We start from the raw sequence: 238 nt of genomic DNA, 5'->3' as shown, positions 1-238 counted from the left end.
GGCTTCCTTCCGAGGGGGATTGGGGCCTGCTCCTGGAGGAGGGGGAGCGGGTGGTGGTTGAGGCCATGGGGGAGGGCCGGGTAGAGGGGGGACAGGTGGCCTGGTTTCGGGCGGAGGGGCGGGCGGAGAACCCGGTGTGCGCCTGGTGGATGGTGAGCTTCTCCCCCGACCCCCGGCGGGAGGACGAGCGGGAGATGAGGCTCTACAACGCCTCGGGCCGGGTGTGCGAGGGGGAACG

The 238-nt window shown here is 72.3% G+C and carries 1 pseudogene; it reads left to right on the top strand.

What is annotated here, in order from left to right:
* Positions 1-238: pseudogene (locus tag ACYQ0J_RS00335) on the top strand (hypothetical protein); the annotation flags it as partial.

It is taken from the genome of Thermus sp. FJN-A, from assembly GCF_054655095.1.
This window is presented reverse-complemented; position numbering and strand designations above follow the sequence as displayed.